This window comes from Agaribacillus sp. DX54 (genome assembly GCF_056858335.1).
On record NZ_JBXEQE010000044.1, the window covers coordinates 1 to 23184 of the forward strand.

15 protein-coding genes and 1 tRNA gene are annotated in these 23184 nt (G+C 40.9%); 4 read left to right on the forward strand and 12 right to left on the reverse strand.

Annotated features, from left to right (window positions below; all coding sequences use genetic code 11):
* Nucleotides 1-613: 613 nt before the first annotated feature.
* From AC04NP_RS27770 to AC04NP_RS27780, 3 genes are all read right to left on the reverse strand, one after another.
* The gene (locus tag AC04NP_RS27770) at nucleotides 614-1924 is read right to left on the reverse strand and encodes an adenylosuccinate synthase (protein WP_482863347.1); all 1311 of its coding nucleotides are present in this window, start codon (nucleotides 1922-1924) and stop codon (nucleotides 614-616) included.
* Nucleotides 1921-2271, reverse strand: a complete 351-nt coding sequence (locus AC04NP_RS27775; RefSeq protein ID WP_482863348.1) for an STAS domain-containing protein — start codon at nucleotides 2269-2271, stop codon at nucleotides 1921-1923. Before AC04NP_RS27775 ends, AC04NP_RS27770 begins: the two co-directional genes overlap by 4 nt.
* Nucleotides 2272-2402: 131 nt before the next feature.
* Nucleotides 2403-4613, reverse strand: a complete 2211-nt coding sequence (locus tag AC04NP_RS27780; RefSeq protein ID WP_482863349.1) for a RelA/SpoT family protein — start codon at nucleotides 4611-4613, stop codon at nucleotides 2403-2405.
* Nucleotides 4614-4805: 192 nt separating this feature from the next.
* On the opposite strand from AC04NP_RS27780, the gene AC04NP_RS27785 reads away from it, so the two are divergent.
* The 4 genes from AC04NP_RS27785 to clpX all read left to right on the forward strand — a co-directional run bounded on the left by AC04NP_RS27785 (nucleotide 4806) and on the right by clpX (nucleotide 8287).
* Nucleotides 4806-4887 (forward strand) — tRNA-Leu (locus AC04NP_RS27785).
* Nucleotides 4888-4971: 84 nt separating this feature from the next.
* Nucleotides 4972-6300: a trigger factor gene (locus tag AC04NP_RS27790; protein ID WP_482863350.1), complete on the forward strand. Its 1329-nt coding sequence runs from the start codon at nucleotides 4972-4974 to the stop codon at nucleotides 6298-6300.
* Nucleotides 6301-6376: 76 nt separating this feature from the next.
* Nucleotides 6377-7048, forward strand: a complete 672-nt coding sequence (locus tag AC04NP_RS27795; RefSeq protein WP_482863351.1) for a ClpP family protease — start codon at nucleotides 6377-6379, stop codon at nucleotides 7046-7048.
* A 12-nt stretch (nucleotides 7049-7060) separates the two neighbouring features.
* On the forward strand, nucleotides 7061-8287 hold the full coding sequence (gene clpX / locus AC04NP_RS27800; protein ID WP_482863352.1) for an ATP-dependent Clp protease ATP-binding subunit ClpX: 1227 nt from the start codon (nucleotides 7061-7063) through the stop codon (nucleotides 8285-8287).
* Between the two features lie 252 nt (nucleotides 8288-8539).
* On the opposite strand, the gene AC04NP_RS27805 is transcribed toward clpX, so the two are convergent.
* The 9 genes from AC04NP_RS27805 to AC04NP_RS27845 form a co-directional block, all read right to left on the reverse strand.
* Nucleotides 8540-9544, reverse strand: coding sequence for a GH116 family glycosyl hydrolase (locus AC04NP_RS27805; RefSeq protein ID WP_482863353.1), 1005 nt, complete (start codon nucleotides 9542-9544; stop codon nucleotides 8540-8542).
* 21 nt (nucleotides 9545-9565) lie between these two features.
* Nucleotides 9566-11173: a GH116 family glycosyl-hydrolase gene (locus AC04NP_RS27810; RefSeq protein ID WP_482863354.1), complete on the reverse strand. Its 1608-nt coding sequence runs from the start codon at nucleotides 11171-11173 to the stop codon at nucleotides 9566-9568.
* Between the two features lie 449 nt (nucleotides 11174-11622).
* On the reverse strand, nucleotides 11623-12729 hold the full coding sequence (gene lpxB, locus AC04NP_RS27815) for a lipid-A-disaccharide synthase (RefSeq protein WP_482863355.1): 1107 nt from the start codon (nucleotides 12727-12729) through the stop codon (nucleotides 11623-11625).
* Nucleotides 12730-13152: a 6-pyruvoyl trahydropterin synthase family protein gene (locus tag AC04NP_RS27820; protein WP_482863356.1), complete on the reverse strand. Its 423-nt coding sequence runs from the start codon at nucleotides 13150-13152 to the stop codon at nucleotides 12730-12732.
* Between the two features lie 154 nt (nucleotides 13153-13306).
* The gene (locus AC04NP_RS27825; RefSeq protein WP_482863357.1) at nucleotides 13307-16639 is read right to left on the reverse strand and encodes a CRTAC1 family protein; all 3333 of its coding nucleotides are present in this window, start codon (nucleotides 16637-16639) and stop codon (nucleotides 13307-13309) included.
* A 42-nt stretch (nucleotides 16640-16681) separates the two neighbouring features.
* Complete coding sequence (locus tag AC04NP_RS27830; protein WP_482863358.1) at nucleotides 16682-17359, reverse strand: hypothetical protein; 678 nt, start codon at nucleotides 17357-17359, stop codon at nucleotides 16682-16684.
* A gap of 162 nt (nucleotides 17360-17521) precedes the next feature.
* On the reverse strand, nucleotides 17522-18343 hold the full coding sequence (locus AC04NP_RS27835; protein ID WP_482863359.1) for a hypothetical protein: 822 nt from the start codon (nucleotides 18341-18343) through the stop codon (nucleotides 17522-17524).
* Between the two features lie 27 nt (nucleotides 18344-18370).
* On the reverse strand, nucleotides 18371-19795 hold the full coding sequence (locus AC04NP_RS27840; RefSeq protein WP_482863360.1) for a RagB/SusD family nutrient uptake outer membrane protein: 1425 nt from the start codon (nucleotides 19793-19795) through the stop codon (nucleotides 18371-18373).
* A 14-nt stretch (nucleotides 19796-19809) separates the two neighbouring features.
* Nucleotides 19810-22854, reverse strand: coding sequence for a SusC/RagA family TonB-linked outer membrane protein (locus AC04NP_RS27845; RefSeq protein WP_482863361.1), 3045 nt, complete (start codon nucleotides 22852-22854; stop codon nucleotides 19810-19812).
* Nucleotides 22855-23184: the final 330 nt, after the last annotated feature.

The window sequence follows — 23184 nt, forward strand, 5'->3', positions numbered from 1 at the left end:
CTGCTAAAGCAAAATATAACAAAAAACCTTTACGTTTAAAGGAATGCAAAGTTAAAACCTTTTACATTCCCAACAAAAACTTAACAAACCTTTTTTTAATCTTTTTAAAATAAAACGAAATACTTTTTAAAGCATTATAAACAATAATATAACAACAATGAACAATGAATAATGGACAATTGACCATGAACAATTGATAACTTAATAATGGACAATTTTCTTAGGAGACAAACCCTCAAGCCATTCAGGTGGAAATCAGCACAGCATCACATACATGAAGAACGTCAGATAGAAAAAGCGTCGCACTTGTGAAGCCTATAGCATCGAAAAGCAAAAGCTGATCGTAACAGTACCTAAACAAAAACATGGGACTGTATTTTCATTGCATACGCTAAAACCTCCGTGGCTATTGGTACCTTCGTGCCGCCGGGGCGAAAAAGGGGCAACCAATAAGACAACAAAACACCAAAAAGTTTTCCAAAACGTCGCGAAAAAATCTAAAGTCGATGGTAAAATATTAGCTTAGCACAAAATAAATAAAAACGATACTCAGAAAATGAAACCAAAAAATAAACAACTCGAAAAACAAAACTCAAAACAAAATCTCAACGCCTCAAATCACTCCCCAAACCTCACCCCTCTCCCCTAAAACCCCGTTTCTAATGATGGTTTGCGTCCTGTCCGGACCTACGGAAACAATGTTGATAGGTGTTTTTAATGCTTTCTCTAAAAATGAAATATAATCAAGGAGTGCTGCCGGTAAAGCATCAAAATCATATACGTTTTCGAGGCTGGTATTCCACCCCCGGAAGGTTTTAAATACGGGTTTAAATTTACCGTTTGTGATCTCGCACGGAAAGCGGTCGATGCAGGTGCCGTCTTTTAATTCGTAATGCGTACAGACTTTTATTTCTTTAAAAATGCTAAGAACATCAACCTTCATCATGAACAATTGGGTCACACCATTGATCATGATGGTGTATTTTAATGCTGGCAGATCCAACCATCCGCATCTTCTAGGCCTTCCGGTAGTTGCGCCAAATTCATTTCCCTCCTTTTGCATCATACTTCCGGCCTCATCAAATAATTCCGTTGGAAACGGCCCGCTACCCACCCGGGTACAGTATGCCTTAAAAATCCCAAAAACCTCCCCGATATTTTTTGGCGCCACACCTAATCCGGTACAGGCCCCGGCTGCCATGGTGCTGGAACTGGTTACAAAAGGGTAACTTCCGAAGTCAACATCCAGCAATGATCCCTGAGCCCCCTCTGCCAGGACTGTGGCATCGGAATTAATGGCGTCATTGATCATGTATTCGGAGTCAACCAGGTTGAATTTTTTAAGAAAGTCAATCGCCTCAAAAAAATCCCTTTCCTTGGTTTCAAGGTCACAGGGATAATTATAGAACTTTAGAATCGCGATGTGCGCTTTTAGCAGCTCATTATACTTATCCTTAAAATCTGCAGATAAGATGTCTCCTACCCGCAGACCAAGGCGCGCTATTTTATCCTGATAGGTAGGCCCTATTCCTTTTTTGGTGGATCCTATCTTTTTGTCACCCTTCGCTTCCTCATAAGCTTCATCCAGCAATTGATGGGTAGGCAGTATCAGTTGTGCCTTTTTAGAAATGAACAGGTTCTTTTTAATCTCCAGGTTGTATTGACCAAGCCCCAGAATCTCCTTTTTAAATATCACAGGATCCAATACCACACCATTGCCAATGATATTTTTTATCTGAGGACGAAAAACTCCGGAAGGTATCTGGTGTAAAACATGTTTTATACCGTCAAACTCCAAAGTGTGCCCTGCATTAGGGCCTCCCTGAAACCTGGCTACAACATCATATTTCGGGGCAAGGTAATCTACTATTTTACCCTTTCCTTCGTCACCCCATTGTAACCCTAACAATACGTCAATACTCATTTCCCAGTATTTTTGAGCTCACTGATCGCTTCCTTTTCATTGTCTACCACATGAAATATCGCATTGAGCTTCGTAATGATCAATAGTTTTTTTACATGCTCGGAGGGGTTTATAAGCACCAGCTCTCCGTTCTTATTCCTGAATTTTGTCAGCACCGTTATCAAAACACCGATACCACTACTGTTTATATATCGTACATCGGATATATCGATGGCGCACAACAGTATGTTGTTTTCTATTTGTTGAGAAACCAGCTCGAGCAACTCTGGTCCGTTATTTTCTCCAATAAGATCCCCCGAGAATGTCATGAACAGGACACCCTCCTCTACATGATAATTATAATTCATTTAAACTTTTGTTTTTGCAATGATGCTTTGAGTAGAATGTAAATGACCATCACAAATATAATCATAATACCCAAAAATCCCCGTTAAGGCGCTTTTATTTGAAAAATCGCCATTTCCTTCCCCCGGCCGACTTAAACAGGATCGTATCGTGTGACTTTTACAACGCCATTGACCTTTTCTAGTTTGTTAATCAGGAGTTCAAGGTGTATGGTGTCATTTACATACAGTGAAATATTACCGTCAAATATGCCGGTGTCTGTATCAATGGTAATACTCCTCATATTTACTTTCAGTTCATCAGATATAACTTTTGTGACATCATTGATCAGGCCCACCCGGTCGGTACCTATGATCTTTAACCCAGCCAGAAAAGCAGTCTCCTTTTGCGACGCCCATTTGGCCTTCACAATGCGATAACCGTAATTTGACATCAGCTCAATTGAGTTGGGGCAGTTTGTTCTGTGAATTTTGATTCCTTCATTAACAGTGATGAAGCCAAAGACATCATCTCCGGGTATTGGGTTGCAACAGCGGGATAGTTTATAGTCGACTTTGTCCATATCCTCACCGATGAAGAGGATATCCTGCTGCTTCCCTTTGAGTCTGGAGAATTCTCTGGCAAAAGTTTTAGCATCAGAGATATTTCCCTTGGCGCCAGTTTTATGAATACTACGGGCTTCTTTAAACTTTTTAATATCTTTAGGGTCGATGATACCTGCCGATACCTTATAATATAATTCATTTAAAGATTTAGCATTAAAAAAAGCTCTCAGTTGATTGATCGTTTCAGTATTTGGATCGACCTTGATCTGTTTTAGTTTTCTGGTTACTATTTCTTTGCCATTGGCTGTTGCCTGTTTTTCTTCTTCTTTCAGGGCTTCTTTGATTTTTGATCTTGCCTTGGTGGTTCTTACATGCTGCAGCCAGCCTTCCGTGGGTCTTTGCTTATTGGATGTAAGTATTTCTACCTGATCACCATTGTGCAACACATAGTTCAGAGGTACCAGCTTTGAATTCACCTTGGCTCCCAGGCAATGCTCTCCAACCTCTGTATGGATATCAAAAGCAAAGTCCAGCGCCGTGGCACCGTTTGGCAGTATTTTCAAGTCACCTTTGGGTGTGAATACAAATACTTCTTCGCTAAACAGGTTTGACCTGAAATCATCGACAAACTCCCTGGCACTGGAATCATTTTGCTCCAGAAGATCACGCACCCTGTTGATCCATTGCTCGAGGCCGGATTCTGGGTTATTGGCGTTGTCTTTATATTTCCAGTGGGCGGCATATCCTTTTTCAGCAATTTCATTCATCCTTTGCGTCCTGATCTGTACTTCTACCCATTGTCCATTTGGGCCCATTACTGTGGTGTGAAGCGACTCGTAGCCATTAGATTTAGGCGTACTTATCCAATCTCTGAGCCTGTCGGGGTTAGGCTGATAAAAATCGGTAACAATGGAATAAACTTTCCAGCAATCGGCCTTCTCATTAGCTAAATCAGAATTCAGAATGATCCTGATAGCGAAAAGATCATAAACCTGCTCAAATGGAATTTCCTGTTTTTTCATTTTATTCCATATCGAGAAAATGGATTTAGGCCTGCCTTTGATAACACAGTCATACCCCTCGGCCTTCAGTTCCTTTTGAATAGGGGCCATAAATTTTCTGATGAAGCGGTTTCTTGCATCTCTGGTTGCATTGATCTTGAAAGAAATTTCTCTGAAAACATCCGCTTCGGAAAACTTCAGGTGCAAATCTTCCAGTTCGGACTTAATGGCATATAGTCCCAGGCGATGGGCCAGCGGCGCGTACAGATAAATGGTTTCAGAGGCAATTTTTAGCTGTTTGTTTCTGGGCATACTTTCCAGGGTTCGCATGTTATGCAGCCTGTCGGCTAGTTTTACCAGGATCACCCTGACATCCTGGGACAGGGTAAGCAACATTTTTCTGAAGTTTTCTGCCTGTTGTGAAGAACCATACTCAAATACACCGGATATTTTGGTTAAACCATCGATAATTTTTGCCACTTTAGGGCCAAATTCTGCCTTCACATCATCCAGTTCCATCTCAGTGTCTTCCACCACATCGTGCAGCAATGCCGAAATAATAGATGTTGTTCCCAATCCTATTTCCTCTACACAAATCTGCGCAACTGCCAAAGGATGGAGGATGTATGGCTCACCCGACTTCCGGCGCATTTCCTTATGTGCTTTCAATGAGGTGTTAAAAGCTTTTTTAATCAACTTCGCGTCACCATCTTTGAGGAATGGCTTTGAATATCTGAGGAGTTTCCGGTATTTATTTAAAATTTCTTTTTTCTCTGCTTCTGCATCGATCACTTCCATCCGAAAATCATTATAATTCAATTTTTAATAAAGATAATAATGCTATTTTCAATATTTAAAACACTTTAAAAAAAGAAAATCTTTGTCGCTCAAAACGTGCCAAAATACCCCACTATAAAAAAATATTTTTTCCTTTTGTGTCCATTGAAACTTCTCAATTATTATTTACCTTTGCACTTCCAAAAAATATTAGCGGATGTGGCGAAATTGGTAGACGCACTAGACTTAGGATCTAGCGCCGCGAGGCATGGGGGTTCGAGTCCCTCCATCCGCACGAAATACGAACCCTCGGTCACGATAAAAAAGTCGAGATTGAGGGTTTTTGATTAATCCTATATTATAACAAAACTTTAAAGCTTTGGACATCACATTAGAAAAAAAAACCTCTACGGAAGGCTTTATTAAAATTACGTTAAAGGAAGGTGATTATCAACCTCAAGTTGAAGAAAAAATCAAGGATTACAGCAAAAAAGCTAACATAAAAGGTTTTCGTCCCGGCAAGGTGCCGTTTAGCTATATCAAAAAACTTTACGGCAAGTCAATTATGGTTGACGAAATTAATCAGATTTTAAGTGAATCGCTCACCAAATATATCAGGGAAAACAAAATCAATATACTGGGCGAGCCTTTGCCCAACCAGGATACATCGAAAAATATCGACTGGGACAATCAAAAGGACTTTGACTTTGAATACAATATAGGGATGGTAGAAGAATTTGACTATGATCTCTCTTCCAAAGTAAAGGTCACTGCTTATGATATTGATGTGGAAGATAAAACCATCACTGAAACGGTAGAGAACTTAAAACTGCAGTATGGTACCATGACCAATCCGGATGCGAGTGAGGAGGGGGATGCTTTGTTCGGTACATTGGCGCAGGGCGACTTTACAAAAGATCTACTGATTGAGACCGCTGACATCGATAAAAAGCTGGTCAAAAAGTTTATTGGTTTGAAAAGCGGGGATTCTGCCACATTTGATCTGCACAAAGCCTTTACCGACACACATGCATTGAGCCATATGCTTGGAATCAGTGAAGACGAGACAAAGGCATTATCAGGTGATTTTGAATTTACGGTCAAAAATGTAAACAGACGTGTACCTGCCGAATTAAATAAGGACTTTTTCGATAGAATATTTGCAACGGGTGACATTAATTCCGAACAGGAGTTCCTTGATAAGATTGCCTCTACCATCAAAGATAATTATGCGAAGGAAACAGAGTCTTTTCTCGATTACACCATACAAAACAAACTTGTGGACTCCACAAAAATCGATTTGCCTGACGAGTTTTTAAAAAAGTGGTTGATTACATCCAATGAAGGTAAAATCACTGAGGAGGATATTGAAAAAGAGTATGATGCTTATGTGAAAGATTTAAAGTGGTCATTGATAAGAAATAAAATTATTGAGGATCAGGAAATTAAACTTGAAAGCGAAGATATCATCGAAAAGACACGGCAAATTATACGGGAGCAATTTGCACATTCAGGACTCGGGGCGCAGATTGAGGATAACATCGACGCATTTGTCGACAATTACCTTAAGGGTGACGAAGGCAATAACTACCAGAAGGTGTATAATCAAACCATGGTGGAAAAACTAATGGGAGTTATTAAAGAGAAGATCAGCATCAGTCATAAAAAAGTTGATCTGGAAAAATTTAAAAAACTGGTTTCAAACTAAAATCCATACTTTATAAGTATATTAGGGATCTTTTAAGTTGACTTTTTTTATTTTTGAAAATTATTAGTTAATACGTATGAATAAAGATGAATTGAGAAAGTATGCCATAAAGGGTCAAGGGATTAGTGGCAGCACTTTCGATAGCTATGTGCAAAGAATTGAAAGCATGACCAGGGCGGTTATTGAAGAAAGGCCGACCAATTTCAGGGAAATTGACGTTTTCTCCAGGTTAATTATGGACAGAATCATCTTTCTTGGAATGCCTGTGGATGATAATATTGCCAATATTATTACAGCACAGTTGTTATTCCTGGAGTCGGTAGATGCCAATAGGGACGTATTATTATATATTAACAGCCCCGGAGGCTCTGTTACTGCCGGATTAGGCATGTATGATACGATGCAATACATCAGTCCTGATGTAGCAACCATATGTACCGGCCTGGCCGCCTCCATGGGAGCAGTGCTGTTGGCAGGCGGGGCAGCGAATAAACGATCGGCCTTACCCCATGCCAGGGTAATGATCCATCAACCATCCGGTGGTATGCAAGGGCCTTCCAGTGACATGGAAATCTCTTTAAAGTTAATCATGTCTTTGAGAAAAGAATTGTATGCTATCCTGGCCAATCACAGTGGAAAAAACCCGAGTGAAATAGAAAAGGATTCTGACAGGGATTTCTGGATGACAGCGGGTGAAGCGAAAGAGTATGGACTGATCGACGAAGTTTTGGTCAAAAAGAAAAGCTAAAATAAAATAATCATGACACAAGTTACTTGCTCATTTTGCGGAAGAAATAAAAAGGATGTTGACCTGATGATTTCAGGTATACATGCTCATATATGCAACATTTGTATTAATCAGGCCCAACAAATTCTGGCTGAAGAACTCAAAACCAAAGCAAGTAACGACGCCCCCCACTTTAACCTCGTAAAGCCGGTTGAGATGAAATCGTTTCTCGACCAATTTGTTATAGGACAGGATGAGGCTAAAAAAGTGATTTCTGTGGCTGTTTACAACCACTATAAAAGGCTCATGCAAAAGAAAGCCGAGGATGATATTTTGATTGAAAAATCCAATATCATCATGGTGGGTGAAACAGGTACTGGAAAAACATACCTGGCCAGATCTATCGCTAAAATTCTGCAGGTACCTTTTTGCATTGCCGATGCTACCGTGCTGACCGAAGCAGGGTATGTAGGTGAAGATGTAGAAAGTATATTAACCCGTTTGTTGCAAGCTGCCAACTATGACGTGGAAGCTGCTGAGCGAGGGATTGTATACATTGATGAAATCGATAAAATTGCCAGGAAATCTGATAACCCATCCATTACCCGGGACGTGAGCGGGGAGGGTGTACAACAGGCATTACTCAAATTACTGGAAGGCACCTCTGTCAATGTACCACCGCAGGGAGGAAGAAAGCATCCGGACCAAAAGATGATCAACGTAAACACCGAAAACATCCTGTTTATTTGTGGAGGGGCTTTTGACGGTATCAACCGCAACATTGCTTCCCGGTTAAATACCAAACCGCTAGGGTTTTCTTCAAATAAAAACGATGACTTTAGCATCGATAAAGAAAACCTGCTGCAATATATCACCGCCCAGGATCTGAAATCATTCGGATTAATTCCCGAACTAATTGGCAGGTTGCCTGTGCTGACTTTCCTGAACCCGCTCGACAAGGATATTTTAAAACAGATTTTGACTGAGCCCAAAAATGCTTTGACAAAACAATATAAAAAGCTTTTTGAAATGGAAGATATTAAGCTGGAAATCAGGCAGGAGGCTTTGGATTATATTGTTGATAAAGCCGTGGATTTTAAACTGGGTGCCAGGGGACTCAGATCAATTTTCGAGGCCATTGTCACTGATGCCATGTTTGAACTGCCTTCTAATCCCGATGTGAAAAAACTCGTCATCACCAAAACCTATGCCGAGGATAAGTTTGAGAAATCCAAGTTTAACAAGTTGAAAGTAGCTTAAAAAAGCCAGGATTTCCTGTGCTTCTTCCGATTTCAAGTTAAGTTTATCTTCACCTATGTTGTCGGATATTTCTTAACTGTTCAACTTTTCCGGTTCTAATTGGTTCTTTGTTAAGTTATCGTTTGCTCCTTTCCGGTTAACAAAGCCCCTTTGGGAATCATTCTCTTTTGTTTTTTTATTACTTACAATAATTTTAATTTTTTGATAAGCTCATCAAGGAGTTGACATTGATGAGGGTTACATTTTTTTTAATTATTCCTTCTTTATGTTAAATGTCGCTGCTTCTCCCGGATTAAATGTTTTGCCTTTCCCGAATTTAATTTTATCAACACCTTTTAATTCAAAAGACTTCAGACGCAGAGGTTTTCCACCGATTACTTTTAAAGTTACACTTTTATTTCCTTGCTCGACTTTGATCTCCACAGTTCCGTACCGGTAGCCATTGGACCAAAACCATTTGCCATTTCGATCATTGAAACTCATACGTTGATCAACAGCAGAATATTCAAATCCTGTGTAGGCTATCAGCGTGCCCCACGAAGCCATTGCACGTGCATAATGATGACCACATTCTGCCTCATTAAAAGAGCTTCTTTTCTTTCCATCGTAGCGATCTCTGATATTTTTAATAGTTTCCAAACCTTCCTGCTCCATACCCTCATAGAGCATACCTATTGCTGCAGTATATTCAAAACCTGTCATAACTTCAGACCAATAGGGGAAAGGGATTTTTGGACGACCACCTTTTGGCCAACTGGCCATTAGTAACGCTTTTTCATCTCCCATGGCAAAAGAGCGCATATTATTAAAATGCTCAAACATGCTTCCTCTCTTATTGTATTTGAGGATACTCTGCAAGGTTGTTTTAACATTTTCTTCTTTGACCAGATAGCCCAACCCTAGAATGTGTGCCATGTACTGCCCTACCAATTGGTCCACCAAACAACCTGTAGGTAATTGGTAGTCAGGGTTTTCAAAATCATCAGAGCCCATTCCTTTTATCAACCCGTTCGCAATTTCCTCTTTGCTTTTTGGGGTATGAATTTTATGAATATAATATTCACCGTTAAAAAGATGCTCATCGGTCCATCTTGAACCATCTTCAAAGAGCTTTTTACATTTTTTTGCAAATTTTTCATCATTCATATAAAGCGCCATCTGTTCACCAGCCCTTAAAGCGCCCAGATACCAAATTTGCATTTGAGGATTAGGGCCGTAATATTCTACGTCCATCGTATTGTGCTGCACCCCTTCCATAACACCGTCTACATTGCCATCTCAACCATTTTTTACCCACGCAAAGGCTAATGCTGCCTTCACTTTTCCCCAGTGTTTTTCCAAAAAATCCGAATCTCCGGACAATTGCCAATCTCTGTAGAATTTCATGATAGTTCCCATTTGTCCATCCGCGGCGGCAGTACCAAAACCTGATTCTAAGTTTAATGGTAAGTTAGCCCGGAATGCCATATGTCCGTTGTCCCTGGTAGAATATCCAAATTCTACCTCCCGCATACTTCTGGCTAAATCGTTGAAAAGGAAAGCCTTGGCCTGTTCATAATTCCAAACATGGGTACATGAGCCAAAACAAGATCCAAAACGATCCATTACGCCTTCCCAGCCGAACATTTTTCCATCTTTAATTCGAAAGACAGTTTGGGAACGCAAGGTGCTAAGATTGAATAAGGCGGCTTCCTTTATGACATCAGGATAGCTACTATTTGAAATGGCATTTGTAAAGGAGAGGGTCTTTTCGGTCAGGTTGGTGAGGTGGTCTACCTCTTTTTCAATCACTTCCCAGGCATCGTTATAGTGCGTGGTATAGTAGTTTCCTACATTGGTTTTTGACCAGGCAAAACGGTTTGGAAAATGCCAGGTCAAGTAGAAAGTAAATGATTTCGTTTCACCTGGTTGAATAATTTTGTGCACAGCCAATGAGGCCATTGGATTGTCGTCTACTTGTTTTTCCTTTTCCGTTAACAAACCATCTTTGCTGAAGTCATCCCAAAAGTCGAGAATTGCATGGCTCCAAGCATTAGGAGTCGAGCTTGTTCTATAAGTGATTTTTCCACCTTCATGGATTGATGTGGACAACGCTATTGTTCCCCAGGCCGGGTCATCCTTATCGACTTGTTCTGAGTACATATATATGCCTTGCACTTTGTTTGTATATCTATACTCGTTTTTGTTCTCTTTTGCGCCTATTGGAATATAATCACCTTTCCAGTTTGACGTATGTTTACTCCCATCCTGGCCGACAAAGTTTCTGATATTACCGGAAACAGACACTTCCAGGTCTTCTTTACTTATATTTTCAACTTCATATTTTAGAATCGCGACAGGAATCCCCGATGCGTCTGCATCTCCCGGTATCAGAGGGTTATATCCTACCAGTTTAACTTTAATTGGCATGGATTTATCCGATAGATTAACAATACCAAATGGGTAGGTAGACTCAAACGATGCATTTCTAAAACGTGGCAGACCATGATGGTTGACAGATCGTCCTTCGTAATGTTGATAATCTGCATAATCAACAGGCCCCAGAAGCGCTTTTGTTTTAGAAAGCTCATTTTTTTTCTTTGTATATATGGCAAAAAAAGGTGCATCATTGCCTTTTCCCACGGTACTGTATCCTTTTGCCGGAACATTCATGATTTCCCAATCTTTAAGTTCTCCGGAGCCACTTAAAGAAACTGTACCTGTTCCTATGCCACCTATTGGTAATGCTATACGATAAAGGTGGTTTTGGTCATAACGTTTTAAAATATCAATCCTTTTACTCAGCAATTTTTGCTGCGCAATTGTATGTATTGGAATTGCCAGGACTACAATCAGTATGATAAGGATTTGACTTCCAGCTCTTTGTTGTAAGTTTGTATTTGTCATTACTCTATAATATTTGTCGATTTTAAAATGCCCTGCTATGCTATGGAAAAATTGAACCGATTAATCCCGCATTTTTTATCTGCCCGGACATCATGAATCGAGACTTATCAGGCAAAATGTCGAATCAATATTAAAAATTTTTCAACCGTATTTTGTATCATCATGATCGTTAGTTTTTATGCCACGGTATAAAAACTGTAGCCGGCTGCGGATCTTATCCATGTCAAGATACAAGAACGTTGCAACGGACTGCACCTTTTAAATTTACTACAGTCTTGGCGATTCTTCTTATATATTGTCACCATTTTGTGCTCTTTCTTTCGGTTTCTTTTCCGTTGTGTGTTGGGACTGGCAAGCGCTTTAAAAATTCAATCATTAAGCATACGTATTCAAATTGACCGAAAAACAGGAACTAATCGGCGCTCAATGACAGGATTAGCCAAAAACAATCAAGCCAGATGCGCTAATATAAGTCTTGCTGTGGTTTGGGAGGCGCTTTGGGTTCCAAGTAATTCTCTGACTTTTTGATAGCCAGTTAGTATATGTTGCCTTTTATTACCTTCCGGAAGTATTTCCCGAATGGCAATTTTTAGGTTAGTAGTTGTAAATTCATTTTGAATTAATTCTTTTACAACTTCCTCTCCCGCAATTAAATTCACCAATGAAATGTAATCCACCTTAATCAAATGCTTGGCTATATGGTAAGTAAAGTTGCTGGTTTTGTAACATACAACCTGCGGAACATTTAGTAAAGCCGTTTCCAGTGTGGCGGTACCTGAGGTGACGATGGCTGCGTGAGCGTGAGCCAGCAAATCATAGGTTTGATTATATACGATGCTTACCTGCTCTGTGTTATCCAACACCGCATAAACTTCCGGTGGTAGATTGTCAACTGCGGCTACTACAAACCGGTAGTCTGGAAAATACTGAATTACGCTAAGCATTGTTTCGAGGATGTAAGCAACCTCCTGTTTTCTGCTACCAGGGAGTACCGCAATTACCGGATTGATCCCAATATTATTTTTGTCATTAAATTGCTCATTAGGCTGAAAAGCATCGATCGCATCGAGCAATGGATTACCCACATAATCCACTTCATAATTATATCGCTGATAAAAATGCTTCTCAAAAGGTAGTATAACGAACATTCTATCGACCACCTTTTTAATCTTAAAGGCCCTTTTTTGATTCCAGGCCCAGATTTTCGGAGAAATATAGTAGTATGTCCTGATCCCATTCGCTTTTCCAAATGTGGCCATACGCAAATTAAAACCGGCAAAATCAACCAGGATTAACACATCAGGTTTGAATGCCATGAGGTCTTTTTGGCACAATTTCAGCAATCTGCGAAGCTTTGCAACGCTTTTTAGCACCTCCCAAAAACCCATCACAGCAAGGTCGCGATAGTGCATAAACACCTCCACCCCGCTGTCCTTCATGTAATCCCCACCAATGCCACGCACCTCCTGGCTCGTATCTATTTCCCGGAGGGATTTGACAAGGTTAGCTGCATGCAAATCTCCGGACCGCTCTCCGGCGATGATGTAATACTTCATCTACTCACCTCCGAAATATTCGACAAAGTTACGGGGTGTCTCATACAATTTAAGGGAATGCAATGATCCGTTTGGTGTAATATCCTTCACTTTAGGGGCAAGAATCTTCCAAAACTCTGTGACCAGCACTTCGCAACTGACCATCTTGCCTTCCATAAAATCTACATCTATATTCAGGTTTTTATGGTCTACCTTATCAGTTATCTCATGCCTGATCAGGTTACTGAGCTTTTTTAAATCCACGACAAAGCCGGTTTCAGGATCAGGCATGCCTTTAACCGTTACGATCAATTCAAAATTATGCCCATGCCAGTTTTCATTGGCACAAGGGCCAAAAACCTCGATGTTCTTCTCTTTGGTCCAGTTTGGGTTGTACAACTGATGGGCCGCATTAAAATGTTCCTGACGACTTACGTATAACATAGTTCGATTAATTATAGGCAGCAAAGATACAAAAGTTGTTTTAGAAAAGAGCCAGGGACAATAAATACAACCACGGGTAAAAATGGCTGGTTTCATTCTCAAACTCCTGTTACAAAATAATTGGGGCGGCAGCTCCCGGGCGAAGCCCGGGCCATTATTTAACAGCCTCCCTGTTAACCTGAAACAAAGTCAAAGCACCATTATTTCTCGCCACCAAAACACCATGGCGGTGGTTTCCGAGTTTAATCAAACCTAATTTCTTTACATCACCATCGGCCATAAAGCCTGTTTGCCTGACAGTCTGAATTTCCGGTTCGCCATTATTTCCCCCTTTTAAGAAAAGACCAATCCCTGCATCTGCCCTGGGCGTTTCTACTTCTGATGCATACAGGTTGCCTGCTACCAGCAAATCTTTCAATCCGTCATCATCAAAATCAAAATATATAATAGCATTAACGGGTGAAATCTGGGCCCGGAGGGGAAGTGGAGTTAACTTATAGCTGCCATTACCTAAATTTTCCAATATGGAAGACGCAAATGTGTAAGCCTTTAAGTTATGCATTGGGTTATTAAATGACTCCAAAATACCCGGTAACGTAGCAGAACCAAACTCATGATAGCGCTTAAACTTCTGCTTCATCATCGGAATTTGCTGAGAGGAACATTCACGGCCACGGACAGGATAAAGCTTCCCTTCATTATAATAACCTAATAAAATATCGTTATTCCCGTTCCTGTCCAGGTCGCCGCTGTAAATCTCAAAGGGTTCGTTTAACGTAGCCTGATACTTATAGTTCAGCCCCAAATTCCCCACCATAAAATCCAAATCACCGTCCCGATCAAAATCGATGGGCTCTATGCTAAACCACCATCCGGATGATTTTTCATAAAAGCTGGCTTCTTTGTCCGGTAGAAATATCCCGTTATTGTTCAGAAAAAACGTGATAGGCATCCATTCACCGACAACTACCAGATCAATTTGATTGTCGTTATTAACATCTGCCCAAACCGCGTCGGTGGCCATTCCAATTTCAGATAATTCCGGCGCTGTTTTGTCAGTAATGTCTATAAACTTTCCCCGATCATTTTTTAGCAAATAACTTTTAGGAGCAAAAGGGTAATAGCCCGGCTTTACCCTGCCCCCGACAAATAAATCGAGATCACCATCATTATCGAAGTCAAAGGGCTTTACAACGGACCCACTACTGTAGATTCCAGGCAAAACATGATTGGATTTGGTAAAATTCCCATGACCGTCATTAACATACAACCTGTCCTCATAATTTTCATGGTTTTCTTCATATTCATTCCCTCCACTGACAACATACAGATCAAGGTCCCCATCCAGGTCAAAATCGAAAAAAGCCGCATCCAGATCTTCTTTCGATTTGTCTTCTGACCAGTGATTATTAGTTAATCGATAAAATCTGCCAGGTGGCTTTTGAATGTATAAGCTGGCAATTTGGCCCTGTGCGGCACCAACGTAAAAATCCTCGAGACCATCGCCATTAACATCACCTACAGCCAATGCAGGGCCAAAATTTGACAATTTATGAGGCAGAAGTATTTCCCTTTGAAAATCATCGTATTCATTCTCTTTGTGGCAGAAATCAATACCGGCCTTTGTGGTGATATCCAGAAAAAGCTTTTCATTTTCCGACGTTTTTTTCTCATATTTAAACTGACCGGTTGCATTGACGATATTAAGTTCATAGGATTTATCCACGGTCAAATCTTGTAACAATTGCGATTGACCATCAGGCCAAACAATTCGGAGAGAATCAATGTTTGTGTTTGCTCCAAGACCAAATATTATTTTATGTTGAGAGCTGGACTGAAATCCCCGACTCACATAATGCTCATGGTATTGTACTGTTTTTCCGGTATGAACCCAGATTTTACTTCCTATACCATTCCGGTTCGGCACCTTACCTTGTAGCTGAAGGGTAATAAAATGACGCGATCCATTTAAAAGGTTTTCGTACAGGAAAGCGGTTTGGTCAATGTTATTGGTAACAATATCGAGATCACCATCATTGTCTAAATCAACGTAAACCGCACCGGTGGAAAAGGCCGGATGATCCCCTCCCCATGCTTTTGTTACCTTTGTAAAGGTTAAATCGCGGTTATTTTTAAAAAAATAATTACTTACTTTTTGTGAAGGGATTTTACTTAAAGCAAAATCGATTTCTTTTTCGATATCACCTGCAGATACCGGAAGTTGCTCCAGGCTATCCCGGTAGTGAGACATAAAAATCCCAAAATCATTATTCCTGATATCTTTTCTTAATCCGTTGCTGACAAACAAATCCTTAAAACCGTCATTGTCTAAATCAGCTAAAAGTGGCGACCAACTCCAATCTGTTTTTGAAACACCGGCCAGACTGCTGATTTCACTAAAAGAACCATGGCCATTATTTAACTGCAGGGTGTTTTTCATATATTGATAGTGCTGACCATCTTTTACTGTTTTCCAAAATAATTCAGGGTTCATCCCTTTCATATTGGTTTTTTGACGATAGTTATCCTCGGCAACCATGTCTACCACCATAATATCCAGCAACCCGTCATTGTTGTAATCAGCCAGGTCAGCTCCCATGGAAAAGTTAGAAATATGCTTAATTTGCTCTTTTAGCTTTTCAGTGAAAGTGCCGTCTCCGTTATTATAATAAAGATAATCGGGCTCCAGAAAATCATTACCTACATATATATCCGGTAACCCGTCTCGATTAATATCTCCAATGGCCAACCCCAGGGCATAACCAACTATATTCCCTTTGATACCGGCAGAATAACTGATGTCTACAAACCAGCCCCCTTCATTTTTATACAGCTTGTCTCCAATCTTCGGGGCGCGGAAACCTGCGAGCGATGCATCATAATACTTGGTTTCTTTAATGTTATGGTTTATCAGAAACATGTCTAAATCACCGTCAAGATCCATATCAAAAAACGACGCCTGGGTGCCATAACCGGTATCGGCCAATCCAAATGACGAAGCTTTTTCTGTAAAAGTGCTGTTGCCATTATTGATGTACAGTAAATTAGCCGTTGAGGTATTAGGGATTTCACCTGATCGGCAAATGTATATATCCATAAAACCATCCTGATTAATGTCAACCATCGTTACTCCGGTATCCCACCCGGCAGGTCCGGCTATCCGGGCACTTTCGGTGATATCTTCAAATGTTAAATTACCTTTGTTGAGATATAATTTGTTTTGATGATAATTGCTTACAAAAAACAAATCGATTAATCCATCATTGTCGATATCCCCGGCAGCTACCCCTCCTCCATTGTAATGATAAGGATAAAACATGATATTAAGCCGGTCGGTTTCAGGAACTTCATTGGAAAAGGAAATACCACTTTTACGATGGGACACCAGTCTGAACAGCTTTTGATTTTCCTGGGCCAAAAGAATCATATGGACAGGTAAAACAAATAATAAAGATATAAAAGCTGAAAGCCTCTTTTGGTTCAACATCTTCCGTTAGTTTGCTTGAAGTACAGGTAAAACAGGGCAGGCTTAGTTAATCGCATTGCAAAATTGTATTAAGCGGGCCAAATCATTGTCATTTTTGATGTTTATCTTGTTTTTCTTGATGAAGGTCTTAAGCTGCTGCTCGTGTTTTGGAAAAACTTCAAATATCGATTTCCTGGATTTATTTATTTTAATGAATCCGGTTTTTTCAGAATAAACGTAGTATTTTGAAGATTGAAGGAACTTCTGCGTGGCAATATTCTCACCATAACCTCTGGTTTCAACTTTGGTGATGGTGCAACTGTATTTTTTTAACAGGTGAAAGTCACCGTCATCATTTAAAACACCATAGAAATCAGACGGATCATATTCATCATGAGCCGGATAACCACTGCGAAACAAAGATCGACCCGCGTTCTCCGGGTTAAAGACCTCAAATTCTTTTACCAGTTGATGATTCAGGGAAATCGCCTTTTTTTCTTTAATGATTTCCAATTCATCATCATAAATATTATACCGCAATTGATATTTTCCCCTGCTCTTACCATCGACATCAGTGAACGTTCCTGTTCTCCACTCCGGAAATAAATAGGGTGATCCTTCGACACCTATATATTTTTTTGCTTTCATCACTTCTCCTGTGTTTGCATGCATATTGACCATTTGAGCAAAAACAGGAAAGCCCGGGAGAGTTATAAATACGATTAAAAATAACTTCTTCATTTTTCTGTACTCAGGGTATTCTTAAAAATCGGTCTTGCTTCAATTGTTAGGTTGCCTGAATTATTCTGACAATCAGAACCGATGACTCATTTCAACCTGTGCTGTAACACGAACCATGGATAAAAATGAAGGGCGGCCCGAAGGCCCACCCTTAAATGGTTGTTATTGTTTGGTTAATGTACCGGTTCCGGAGTCTCCGTTAGTATTGCTCCAGGAAATGGTAATAGTATCATCGCTATTGACAGTTCCGGAAATAGTAAAAGGAACTCCGGCTCCATCCGTATCATCTAAATCGGTGAGGGTGTCACATACATCCCGAATTCTTCCGGGAGGTGCATCGATAGTGTAGGAAGTCGGATATACCCCAAATGACATATCATCAATAGTGTAAACTATAGGTTCATCCTCATCAGGGGTCAACACCACAGTGGAGATAAGATCAACATAGGTATCGGACACCCCTCCACTACCGTCGCCTATATTCCCGCTCATAGTAGCCCTATAAGTTCCGGCCAAATCCGATGTGCAGGAAACTGCTATGGTGTGTACGACCGATTTATAGTTTTCAGAAATCTCTGCTTCTGAATTTGTCAAATTAAATGTCAGCAACCAACTTTCACCGGGTAAGACATTTTCATCCAGAATCTCAAATTCAATAAAAGCAAAACTTGATCCTGGCGGAATTGTCACCGGATTGGGACTGATAAGTTCATAATGAACCCCTTCAACAGCGGTAGTGGTATTATCAATCTCATAATTAATGTCGATAGGTTCGGACTGATGAGCGCCTACCAGGTTAATTTGTAATTGTTCGGCAATGTTTGCGCCGTCGTTTTCACGGGGATATACACCTCCTGATCGTCCTGAAAGCCGGTCAAATTCCACTACGAGACCTTCCCATACAATGGCTGTTTCATCCATACATGACGGCAGTCCGAGGAATGCCATCGCAGCCATGAAAATACATATATATCTCTTTTTCATTTTAATGCTGTTTTATTTGCCTAATTGTCAATATCCGGGATTTTGAAGCAGATTAGGGTTGATATCCACATCACCATTTGGCAAATTGCCCAAAATCCTGAAATTACTATAAGGTATTGTGGGAATGTTCCCCTGCGGTTTTGGTATATTCATACCACGACGCTTCAAGTCGAACCACCGATGTCCTTCAAAAGCCAGTTCCCTTCTTCTTTCCAGCAAAACATCATTAGTCAATGTGGCACCTGTAGAACCAATGGGTGAAGCTGCCAGTCCTCTGTTTGCCCTAAGCAGATTTACATCAGCCCTGGCTAAACCCTCCTGACCTGTTTCTGCATAGGCCTCAGCCCTGTTGAGCAATACCTCGGAGTATCTTATAATGGGCATGTTATCTGCCCAATTAACAAATTCCGTGGGTTTATTTCCCTCAAAAACATTATTACCATCAGCAGAACCTGAGTATTTATTATTGTAAATAAAACCATTGTCCGGAAATGTCATATCCAGATACCTGACATCATTTGCCTGATCATAAATACTAAGCAAATCATCAGTATACACTAAATCAGACCAGGCTGTGGGTAACGTTGTGGTCACTCCGGCAAGTGCGCTGTTTAGGCTTATTGTTTCCTGACTGTCAAATATTAACTCAAAGAAAGCTTCGGGATTAAACTGCCCGTGAAATGCATCGGCATAAGCAGACTCAGCGACAAGGGTAGCCATACCTGAATTCATGGCATCGGTGGCATAGGTTATAACATCATCGTATCTTTCCAGGTACAAATAAACCCTTGACAACAACGCCTCTGCTGCCCCCCGTGATGCCAGATAGTTAGGGTTGTCGTTGTTCAACAAGCTAATAGCACTTAACAGATCCGATTCAATTTGAGCATACACTGCAGTTACTGTCTCACGGGCCCTAAGATCAGCCTGATCGGGCCGTTCAACAGGCTCGGTTCTGACAACCACCCCGGCATCCCAACCATTAACAATTTGGGTAGGTTCATAACCATAGGTACGTACCAAATCATGCAATACCAAAGCCCTGACAAACTTCCCTGCCCCTTCCAACTCTCTTTTTCTGGAATCGCTTATCTCCGAAGTCGCAATATTGGCCAACAGATTATTAGCTGCTGAAAGCACCCCATAGCAAGGACCATAAATGGCAACATGCGAACCTGGTACGTTGTCATATTCACTGGCATAACGGTTGGAAAGAAAATTAGCCCTGACATTATCGGCCAGCACGTCCCCAACAATCATCATACGGGCGCCATAATACGCTACATTTTGCATTGAGCTATACATGGAGATGGCAACTCCTTCTATTCCATCGCCTTCCAAAGCCTGGTCTTTTGTTATCTGGGCCGGATCTTGTAAGGAAAGCCGGTCCTCACAGGAAAATACTCCTATCAAAAAAAGACAGGTCAATAAGTATTTTATATAATTTCTCATTTTTAAAGTCTTTATTATAATCCAATTTGAACTCCAAGCGTGTATTGTTTGGCCTGAGGATATCTGCCAATGTCCGTTTGCAGCAGTTCAGGATCCCATCCGGTATACTCTGTCAGGGTCCACAGGTTAATTCCCTGGGCAAATACTCTCGCCCTGTAAAGACCGATTTTGGATACTATTGTATTGGGAAAATCATAGCTTAAGGTGGCGGCCTTCAGCCTGATGTAAGAAGCATCTTCAAGCTGCCGTGTAGAAAACTGATTACTCCGGGAGTCACCTGGCTCAGCCACACCATCATAAGGCCTCGGTACGTGAGTGATGTCTCCCGGATTCTGCCACCTGTCCAGTTGTGATACCGCCTGATTCCAGATATACCCACCCGATGCTTCGTGAAAGAAAGCATTGTTGTTCAGAATCTGCCTTCCGTAGTCAAACTGGAAAAACACATCGAGCGTAAATCCTTTGTAAGTTATGGTATTGGTTAATCCGCCAAAAAAGTCAGAAAGTCGATTCCCCTGAATTCTATTATCCTCATCCTGCAGGAGGTAGGTGATATTACCGTCGGCATCTTCCCACATGGCTTTGCCATTGGCAGGATTTACCCCTAAGTAAGTCGGAAGCCTGTTCGATCTCAAAGAATTTCCAACAATCAAATATTCTCCACTGGCCAATACTACCGTGTCATTCCCGGCAAATAGCTCTTTTACCTGATTCTCCTGAAAAGAGATATTGAAATCGGTGGTCCATTTAAAATTACCGGCATCAATATTCACCGTGGAAAGTTCTATTTCCAAACCTTTGTTTTCAACAATACCTACGTTTTCTTTTACTGATCCCCATCCGGTATCCGTAGGCAATGATCTGTCTAACAAGAGACTAGAGGTTTCGGTTATATAGGCATCAACGGCTCCTGAAATCCTCCCTCCAAATAATGCAAAGTCCAAACCTATATTTGCCTGTTCTGCCACCTCCCAGGTCAATCTGTTATTTCCCAGCGTAACCGGTAGAAAACCATTTTGTAAGGTACCCCCTTCGCCGGTATAATTACCCACAACACCCCAGGCCTGTGCAGCAACAAAATTCTCAGTGCCATTAGGGTTTAATAAAGAATTACCGGTTTGACCGTAGCTGGCCCTGATTTTCAGATTGTCTATCACAGCAATATCATCCATAAAAGACTCCTCTGAAATGGCCCATCCTACAGAACCGGAATAAAAATTACCCCAACGATTATCTACACCAAACCTGGAGGAGCCGTCCCTTCGTAGAGTAGCTGTGGCAAAATACCTTTTTTTGTAATCGTAATTCACATTTCCGAAAAAACTGGCCATATTCCAGGATGTATTAAATGAATTGACTGGGTTTGAAACAGCAGTACCAGGACCCGCAGCCGAGGCTAATGTTCTCAACCTGAAGTTGTTGAAACCCTCCCCTATGGCTGTTAAATTTTCCCATTCCAGTTGACGATATTCAAAACCTACCAGTGCATTGATAGTGTGGTCTCCAAAGCTTTTCGAATAAGTCAGGGTTTCATTGGTATTCCAGCTAATGATATTTCTTCTTCTCTCGCTGCGTCGGCCGCCAATACCATTGCCAAAGTTTCTATAGTTATTAATTCTTGGATCCGACCAGGCGTATTCCTCCATGCCAGAATAGTCCACCCCTATAAATCCTCTCAGTTTCAAGTTAGGGAGGATCTGATAGTTGACCGCAAAGCTTCCTACTATTTGCGTGTTATCTGATACCCGCTCATCAAAATCGGCCATTTGCACAATGTTAAAATTCCAGGGTGACGGCAAATCCTGGTTGTATTCACCTGCTTCATCCCGGACAGGTTCATTGGGCGCCATGAATAAGGAGGCGAGGTGTATGCTGCTTATAAATGCACCATCTGAAATCGTCCCATTCTGAGTAGTCCTTGCTAATGAAATCTTCTGCTCTATAGATAATTTATCATTGATTTTATGATTCAGGTTAAACCTGCCCGTCCCCCTTTCAAAATCAGAAGCCAAAACGATACCTTCCTGAAGGTTGTAGGAGCCTGAAATGAAAAAGTTAGTTCTTTCATTACCACCATCAAATGAAATATCATAAGTTTGATTCGTACCGTTTCTGAATGCCTCATCCACCCAATCAGTATCTTGATCACCATATAAATCCTGTACATATTGCGCGGTTGTGCGTCCCTGCCCATCCGGATCATAATTCGGTCCGAACCGGTTTGTGAGGGCCTCCGCCCTTAACGTTTTAAACTGAGAGGTATTTAAGGCATCAATCAGGTTGATAGGAGCGGTTTCACCGACCTGTGCGGTGAAATTAATCCTTGTCTTTCCTGCTTTACCCCTTTTGGTAGTAATTAATACGACACCATTCGCTGCCTGTGCTCCATAAATTGCGGCAGCGGAAGCATCCTTCAAGACTTCTATGGATTCGATATCATTCGGGTTAATGCTGTTCAGAGCATTACCTGATCCAAAGGCGTTGTTGTCACCAGAATTTACCTGTACTCCATCAACCACATATAAGGGATCGTTTCCTCCTGTGATAGAACCTACACCCCGGATTCGTACATTAATAGCACCACCAGGCGCACCGGATGTAGAAGTCACCTGCACACCGGCCGCACGGCCCTGAATGGCTCTGTCAAAGGATTGCATCGGCAAATTTTCGATAACTTCACCTTTTACAGAAGCTATCGATCCTGTGAGTGAACGTTTTTCCTGAACACCATAGCCTGTAACAACAACTTCCGAGAGTTGCTGGGTATCTCCAAGTAAGGTGACATTTATGGTGGATTGCGAACCAATGTCAATTTCCCTGGTGGCAAACCCAATGAATGAGAATATCAAAACACCACCTTCGGAAGGCAGGCTTAGTACATAATTACCATCGATATCAGAGGTGGTTCCGATAGCTGTGCCCTTTAAAATGATGTTCACTCCCGGTAGTGAGGAACCATTTTCATCTATGACCTTGCCTGTAATGGTCCGGTCCTGTGCCCTGGCATCAATGATAAGCGCTGCCAAGAGCATGAAGCAAATGAGTAGAATCTTCTTCATATATAAACAGTTTAGCAGTGAAAAAAAGTTTTATTTCGGAAGCTAATAGCTTTTAGCTTTTAGAACGGTTGTTCTTCAAACATATAATAAATTGTACTTATTTTAAAGTAAATTAATAAAAAATTAACACAATATGGGGTATATTACGTATAATATACCTAATAGCTTCCCTGGTTTAACAATTCTTAACGCGGTCTCTGCAGAGAAGAATCCGAGTTGTTAATTTATTAATAAAGTGCTTGAATATGTGTTGTTATCATTAGACATGACAGTTCTATCAGTAGCATAAAAGGCCTTTTTTGTTTACTTAACTAGGTTTTCCTTTTAGAT

What these genes read in the sequence shown, in the direction of transcription:
- AC04NP_RS27770 (WP_482863347.1), bottom strand. Translation starts at nt 1,924, where the DNA reads ATGAGTATTGACGTATTGTTAGGGTTACAATGGGGTGACGAAGGAAAG.
- AC04NP_RS27775 (WP_482863348.1), bottom strand. Translation starts at nt 2,271, where the DNA reads ATGAATTATAATTATCATGTAGAGGAGGGTGTCCTGTTCATGACATTC.
- AC04NP_RS27780 (WP_482863349.1), bottom strand. Translation starts at nt 4,613, where the DNA reads ATGGAAGTGATCGATGCAGAAGCAGAGAAAAAAGAAATTTTAAATAAA.
- AC04NP_RS27795 (WP_482863351.1), top strand. Translation starts at nt 6,377, where the DNA reads ATGAATAAAGATGAATTGAGAAAGTATGCCATAAAGGGTCAAGGGATT.
- clpX (WP_482863352.1), top strand. Translation starts at nt 7,061, where the DNA reads ATGACACAAGTTACTTGCTCATTTTGCGGAAGAAATAAAAAGGATGTT.
- AC04NP_RS27805 (WP_482863353.1), bottom strand. Translation starts at nt 9,544, where the DNA reads ATGGAAGGGGTGCAGCACAATACGATGGACGTAGAATATTACGGCCCT.
- AC04NP_RS27810 (WP_482863354.1), bottom strand. Translation starts at nt 11,173, where the DNA reads ATGACAAATACAAACTTACAACAAAGAGCTGGAAGTCAAATCCTTATC.
- lpxB (WP_482863355.1), bottom strand. Translation starts at nt 12,729, where the DNA reads ATGAAGTATTACATCATCGCCGGAGAGCGGTCCGGAGATTTGCATGCA.
- AC04NP_RS27820 (WP_482863356.1), bottom strand. Translation starts at nt 13,152, where the DNA reads ATGTTATACGTAAGTCGTCAGGAACATTTTAATGCGGCCCATCAGTTG.
- AC04NP_RS27825 (WP_482863357.1), bottom strand. Translation starts at nt 16,639, where the DNA reads ATGTTGAACCAAAAGAGGCTTTCAGCTTTTATATCTTTATTATTTGTT.
- AC04NP_RS27830 (WP_482863358.1), bottom strand. Translation starts at nt 17,359, where the DNA reads ATGAAGAAGTTATTTTTAATCGTATTTATAACTCTCCCGGGCTTTCCT.
- AC04NP_RS27835 (WP_482863359.1), bottom strand. Translation starts at nt 18,343, where the DNA reads ATGAAAAAGAGATATATATGTATTTTCATGGCTGCGATGGCATTCCTC.
- AC04NP_RS27840 (WP_482863360.1), bottom strand. Translation starts at nt 19,795, where the DNA reads ATGAGAAATTATATAAAATACTTATTGACCTGTCTTTTTTTGATAGGA.
- AC04NP_RS27845 (WP_482863361.1), bottom strand. Translation starts at nt 22,854, where the DNA reads ATGAAGAAGATTCTACTCATTTGCTTCATGCTCTTGGCAGCGCTTATC.